4 protein-coding genes and 2 riboswitches are annotated in these 6,338 nt (G+C 64.4%); of the genes, 2 read left to right on the top strand and 2 right to left on the bottom strand.

The window, feature by feature from the left end:
* Window positions 1-57: 57 nt before the first annotated feature.
* Together cobN and cobW are read right to left on the bottom strand one after the other, a co-directional pair.
* A complete protein-coding gene (gene cobN, locus HU811_RS23660; protein WP_186658385.1) occupies window positions 58-3,819 on the bottom strand; it encodes a cobaltochelatase subunit CobN in 3,762 nt (1,253 codons plus the stop codon).
* 3 nt (window positions 3,820-3,822) lie between these two features.
* Entirely contained in the window at window positions 3,823-4,887 is a 1,065-nt protein-coding gene (cobW, locus tag HU811_RS23655; protein ID WP_186658384.1) for a cobalamin biosynthesis protein CobW, read from the bottom strand.
* A 99-nt stretch (window positions 4,888-4,986) separates the two neighbouring features.
* Window positions 4,987-5,201, bottom strand: a riboswitch (cobalamin riboswitch).
* A gap of 213 nt (window positions 5,202-5,414) precedes the next feature.
* Window positions 5,415-5,637, top strand: a riboswitch (cobalamin riboswitch).
* Window positions 5,638-5,737: 100 nt separating this feature from the next.
* Between cobW and HU811_RS23650 the strand changes: the two genes are divergently transcribed.
* Together HU811_RS23650 and HU811_RS23645 are read left to right on the top strand one after the other, a co-directional pair.
* Window positions 5,738-5,926, top strand: coding sequence for a CbtB domain-containing protein (locus HU811_RS23650; RefSeq protein WP_047227828.1), 189 nt, complete (start codon window positions 5,738-5,740; stop codon window positions 5,924-5,926).
* Window positions 5,927-5,937: 11 nt separating this feature from the next.
* A partial coding sequence (locus HU811_RS23645; protein ID WP_186658383.1) for a CbtA family protein occupies window positions 5,938-6,338 on the top strand: 401 nt, incomplete at its 3' end.

Raw genomic sequence — 6,338 nt, 5'->3', positions numbered from 1 at the left:
CCAGCGGGGATAAATCCCCTCGCCACAAGCTCTGCGCATGGCCGGCTGGCTAGACAATCAGCCATCCTCCTCGATGTCCAACAACAAGTTCTCCAGCGCCTCTCGATACTCCCCGGGCTCCTGCCACATCCCTCGCTGCTGCGCTTCGAGCATGCGCTCAGTCATGTCGCGCAGGGCATCAGGGTTGTGCTGGCGGACGAAGTCCCGAGTGTCCGGGTCCAGCAGATAAGCCTCGGCCAGCAAGGCGTACTGGTGATCGTCGATCAACTGCGTGGTGGCGTCGAAGGCGAACAGGTTGTCCACCGTCGCCGCCAGTTCAAACGCACCTTTATAGCCGTGGCGCTTGATCCCGTCGATCCACTTCGGATTGGCCGCCCGGGAACGAATCACACGGTTGAGCTCTTCTTTCAACGTGCGGATCTTGGGCAAGTCCGGCTGGCTGTGATCGCCGTGGTAACTGGCCGCCGTTTCGCCGCCAAGGGTCTCCACCGCCGCCAGCATGCCGCCCTGGAACTGGTAGTAATCGTTGGAATCGAGCAGGTCGTGTTCGCGATTGTCCTGGTTCTGCAACACCGCCTGCACCTGGCTCAAGCGCCGGGAAAACTGCTCCCGGGCGGCAGTGCCTTCATCGCCGGCGCCGTAGGCGTAGCCGCCCCAGTTCAGGTACACCTCGGCCAGGTCTTCGCGGCTCTGCCACAGGCGGCCGTCGATGGCACCCTGCACACCCGCGCCGTAGGCGCCGGGCTTGGCGCCGAAAATCCTCCAGCCGGCCTGACGGGCCGCGACCTCCGGTTCAAGGCCCGATTCCAACAGGGCCTGGCGCTCGCTGCGCACCTTCGCCGCCAAAGGATTCATGTCGTCCGGTTCGTCGAGGGCGGCGACGGCCTGCACCGCCGCATCGAACAGGCGGATCAGATTGGCAAAGGCGTCCCGGAAGAACCCAGAGACCCGCAGCGTGACATCGACCCGAGGCCGGTCCAGCAGAGTCAACGGCAGTATCTCGAAATCATCGACTCGCTGGCTGCCCGTGGCCCACACCGGACGCACGCCCATCAACGCCATGGCCTGGGCAATGTCGTCGCCGCCGGTGCGCATGGTGGCGGTGCCCCACACCGACAGACCGAGCTGGCACAGGTGATCACCGTGATCCTGCAAGTGCCGTTCGAGGATCAGGTTCGCCGACTGAAAACCGATACGCCACGCGGTGGTGGTGGGCAGGTTGCGCACGTCCACCGAGAAGAAGTTGCGCCCGGTGGGCAGCACATCCAGGCGTCCGCGACTGGGCGCACCGCTGGGGCCGGCCGGCACGAAGCGCCCGCTCAAGGCATCGAGCAAACCGCGCATTTCCGCCGGACCGCAGGCGTCCAGACGCGGCGCCACGACGCCGCGCAGGTTTTCAATAATGCTGTTCACCGTCTCCCAACCCGGTGCCTGAAGTTGCTCGCCCCCCCCTTCCAGCGCCTGCTCGATCAATTGCCCGGCGAACAATTCCAAACGTTCACGAGTATCGCCAGCAGTACGCCAAGGTTCGTCGCTGATCCGACGCAAGGCGTCAGGACAAGCGCCGGTCCAGGGTTCGGCCAGCGCACAATCCAGCGGATCGAAACCCAACGCGAAGGCCTTGGCCAGCGCCCGCAGCAAACTCGACTGCGCGCCCTTGCCATCGCCCCGAGGAATACGCAGCAACGCCAGCAAGGTATCGATGCGCAACCGTGCGGTAGGTGACTCGCCGAAAATGTGCAGGCCGTCGCGGATCTGCGACTCCTTCAGATCGCACAAGTAGGTGTCCAGGCGCGGCAGCCAGATTGCCACGTCAGCGTCGCCGTCCAGTTGCAACTCGCGGTCGATGTGGGTTTCGCGCACCAGATTCAGAATGTCTCGCTGCAATTCCCGGGCGCGGCGTGGGTCAAGCAACTGCGCTTCGTAGTATTCGTCAGCCAACTGCTCAAGGTTACGCAGCGGCCCATAGGTTTCGGCCCGGGTCAGCGGCGGCATCAAGTGATCGATAATCACGGCTTGGGTGCGACGCTTGGCCTGGGCGCCCTCGCCCGGGTCATTGACGATGAACGGATAGATGTTCGGCAACGGTCCCAGCAGCGCATCCGGCCAGCAGTTTTCCGACAGCCCGACGCCCTTGCCCGGCAGCCATTCGAGGTTGCCGTGCTTGCCGACATGAATCAGCGCGTGGACGCCGTAGGTGTGCCGCAGCCAGAAATAAAACGCCAGGTAGCCATGGGGCGGCACCAGGTCCGGGTCGTGGTAAACGGCACTCGGATCGACTTGGTAACCCCGGGCCGGCTGGATGCCGACAAACGTCAGGCTCAGGCGCACACCCGCGATCATCAGCCGGCCATCGCGGAACATCGGATCCTGTTCGGGCGAGCCCCAGCGCTCCAGCACTGCTTGGCGATTGGCCTCGGGCAGCGCGTCGAACATGGCCTGGTAGGCATCGAGGGCCAGGCTCTGGTGACATGGACGCAGGTCGAGGCTGTCCAGATCATTGCTGACCCCACCGAGCAACTGCTGGATCAGCGCAGTGCCGCTCGCCGGCAGTTCGGCCGGCAGCGGGTAGCCCTCGGCCTGCATAGCCCGCAGGATATTCACCGCCGCCGCTGGGGTGTCCAGGCCGACACCGTTACCGATGCGCCCATCCCGGGTCGGGTAGTTGGCGAGGATCAGCGCCACGCGCTTCTGCGAATTGGGCAGGCACGCCAGGGTGGTCCAGCGCCGCGCCAACTCAGCGACAAAATCCATGCGCTCGGGCACGGCCCGGTAGCAGACCACATCGCTCTGGCTACGCTCGCTGCGCCAGGCCAGGTCCTTGAAACTGATGGGGCGACTGATGATCCGCCCGTCCAGCTCCGGCAGGGCAATGTGCATCGCCAGATCCCGCGGGCCCAGGCCTTGCTCACTGGCGCGCCAACCGGGCTCGTTGTCCTGGGCGCAGATCGCCTGGATCACCGGAATATTGCGGCGAAACGGTCGCACGTGTGGCGCTTCGGGGCTCGATTGGGCGAAGCCGGTGGTGTTGAGGATCACCCCCGCCGCCACCTCATCCAGCCAGTCTTCGACCAAGGTCAGGCAACCGGGCTCCTTGAGGCTCGCCACGGCAATGGGCAAGGGATTGAGCCCCGCCGCGTGCAGGCGCTGGCAAAACACGTCGATGAACGCCGTGTTCGCCGCTTGCAGGTGAGAGCGATAGAACAGGACCGCCGCCACCGGCTGCTCAGCCCGCCAGTCGCTTTGCCAATCGCTCAGGGTGGCGTTGGTTGTTTGCGGATGGTAGATCGCCGTACGCGGCAGGGCTTGGGGTTCGCTCCAAGGATAGTCGCGACCGAACCATTGGCTGGCCAGGTTACGGAACAGATCCAGGGCATTGCCCAAACCTCCCTGGCGCAGGAACTGCCAGAGCCGGTCCCGATCCTCATTGGGCACGTTGCTCAGGTCGCTGAGCTCCGGGTCCGGTCGATCGTCTCCCGGCACCAGGATCAGCTTCACCCCACGCCCGGTCAGTTCCATCAGACGTTCTATGCCATAGCGCCAATAACCGATGCCACCATGCAGGGAGAGCAGGATGACCTTGGCGTGACGCAACACGTCGTCGAAATACAGATCCACCGAGGCGTGGTTCTGCACCTGCATCGGGTTGGCGAGGCGAAACTGCGGATAGTCGTCGGGCAACTGCCGCGCCGCTTCGGCCAGCAACGCCAGGCTAGAGTCGCCGCTGCACAGGATCACCAGCTCGGCGGGGGTTTGTCCGAGATCGGCAATGTTGTCGTCCGACACAAATCCGCCGGGCTGGGTCCTGAGCAGGTGCATGGCTTAGACGCTGAGGGCGGCGCGCAGTTGCGCTTCGAGCAGCCCGGCATCCAGCGCCTGGCCGATCAGCACCAGGCGGGTCACCCGAGCTTCATCGGCGCCCCACTGGCGGTCGAAATGTTTGTCGAAGCGCGTGCCCACGCCCTGGATCAGCAAACGCATCGGCTTGCCGGGAATCGCCGCGAACCCCTTGACCCGCAGCACACCGTGCTGGACCACCAGTTGAGTCAGTGCGTCCAGCAGCAGGCTTTCGTCAGCCTGGGGCAGTTCGATGGAAATGGAATCGAAGGCGTCGTGATCGTGGTCGTCATCGTCGCCGTCATGGTGATGGTCGTGATGGCTGTGGCGGCTGTCGATGTGCTCCTCGGAGCCGGCGCCCAGGCCGATCAGCACTTCCAGGGGCAGGCGACCGCTACTGGCTTCGATGACCTTGACCGCCGGCGGCAGCTCCTCGGCCACTTCCAGGCGCACCTTGGCCAGGTCTTCAGGGCTGATCAGGTCGGCTTTGTTGAGGATCACCAGGTCGGCGCTCGCCAGTTGATCGGCGAACAGCTCGTGCAGCGGTGATTCATGGTCCAGATTCGGGTCAAGTTTGCGCTGGGCATCGACCTGGTCCGGGAACGCGGCGAACGTGCCGGCGGCCACGGCTGGGCTGTCGACCACGGTGATCACCGCATCGACGGTGCAGGCGCTGCGGATCTCCGGCCACTGGAAAGCCTGGACCAGCGGTTTGGGCAGGGCCAGGCCGGAAGTTTCGATGAGGATGTGATCGAGGTCACCGCGCCGCGCCACCAACTCGCGCATCACCGGGAAAAACTCTTCCTGTACGGTGCAGCACAGGCAACCGTTGGCCAATTCATAGACGCGACCGCTGGCTTCTTCTTCGGTGCAGCCGATCGAGCACTGCTTGAGGATCTCGCCGTCGATGCCCAGCTCGCCGAACTCATTGACGATCACGGCGATGCGGCGGCCCTGGGCGTTGTCGAGCATGTGCCGCAGCAAGGTGGTTTTACCCGAGCCGAGGAAACCGGTGACGATGGTGACAGGGAGTTTGGCCAGTGTTTTCATCGGATGCCCTTTGGCAAGGTGGCGGGCAAACGGGACGACAACCCGCACGCATAGGCGCACGCGGAAGATTTCGCCACCGGATCACCCCGCCCGGTTGTAGTGAGAATCTGTGTCGAGGCAGGTCTCCTGGCTGACGGCGGGCCAGTCATTCGACTGGCAGTTGCTGCGCCTTCCCGTGCACCCTTGGTAAAAGAGCATGCGCAGTGGCTTTGCAACAACATCACCGTTCACAGTTGCGGGGGCAGCCGCGGCTTGGACCGCGTTCCCTTCTTAGCTTCGGCCAATGCCGAAGAACCTCGAAGGCGCAAGGCTACGCAGGGTGTGGGGGCGGGTCAATCTCCAGAGAGTTCGGTGGTGCATGTGCTGCCGCCTTCGCGAGCAAGCCCGCTCCCACACTGGATCTTCGCCGGGCCCAAATTTGAGGCCAATGTAGATCCAGTGTAGGAGCCGGCTTGCTCGCGAAGGGCGCAACTCGGTGCCAGGCTGATAATCCATGCCAATTGACGCCCCGCCCCCGCCCATGCTCTCCTGTGCGCCTAGTTACGGGTGCCCTTCACAGGGTGAAACGGGAAACCGGTGAATCGTGTGCTTTACTTCAAGGCCACGTCAGTCCGGTGCTGCCCCCGCAACGGTAAGCGAGAGAAGCGTTAGATCCACTGTGCCTCACGGCATGGGAAGGTGACGCTTGTCGGCCAGGCACAAGCCCTGCCCCTCGCGAGCCCGGAGACCGGCCCATGACCCATGCATCAACAAACCCGCGGTGGGCGGGCGCTGTTCGAACCTTGGCGGGCCTGCGCCCGGGGTTTCATTGCGCTCGCTTCACCCGATGACAAGACCATAGGGAAGCGCCATGTCGACCATCAGCAGCACCGCCCGTACCGCCAGCAGCTCCACAACCCTGAGCCAGCGCCTGAGCGCGGCGATCTTCGCCTCGATCCTCGGCGCGGGCCTGGTCTATTTCGCCGGTTTCTCCCACATCGAAGCGGTGCACAACGCGGCCCACGACACCCGCCACAGCGCCGCATTTCCGTGCCATTGAGACCTGACGACATGATCAAGCGTATCGCCCAAACTGCCGGTTTCAGCGGGTTGCTGGCCGCCCTGCTGCTGACCCTCCTCCAGAGTTTCTGGGTATCGCCGCTGATTCTGCAGGCCGAAACCTACGAAAGCGCACCGGCTACCGAGCTTCATGAGCACGCCCCCGGGGTTGCTCATGCCCATGACGGCGAAGCGTGGGAACCGGAAGACGGTTGGCAGCGAGTGCTCTCCACTACCGGCGGCAATCTGGTAGTCGCGGTGGGTTTCGCCCTGATGTTGGCCGGCTTGTACACCTTGCGTGCGCCGACTCGCACGTCCCAGGGATTGCTCTGGGGGCTGGCCGGTTATGCCACCTTCGTTCTGGCACCGACCCTTGGCCTGCCACCGGAGTTGCCCGGTACGGCGGCAGCCCG

The organism is Pseudomonas tehranensis, assembly GCF_014268615.1.
Taxonomy (GTDB): domain Bacteria; phylum Pseudomonadota; class Gammaproteobacteria; order Pseudomonadales; family Pseudomonadaceae; genus Aquipseudomonas; species Aquipseudomonas tehranensis.
This window is presented reverse-complemented; position numbering and strand designations above follow the sequence as displayed.

What these genes read in the sequence shown, in the direction of transcription:
- cobN (WP_186658385.1), bottom strand. Translation starts at nt 3,819, where the DNA reads ATGCACCTGCTCAGGACCCAGCCCGGCGGATTTGTGTCGGACGACAAC.
- cobW (WP_186658384.1), bottom strand. Translation starts at nt 4,887, where the DNA reads ATGAAAACACTGGCCAAACTCCCTGTCACCATCGTCACCGGTTTCCTC.
- HU811_RS23650 (WP_047227828.1), top strand. Translation starts at nt 5,738, where the DNA reads ATGTCGACCATCAGCAGCACCGCCCGTACCGCCAGCAGCTCCACAACC.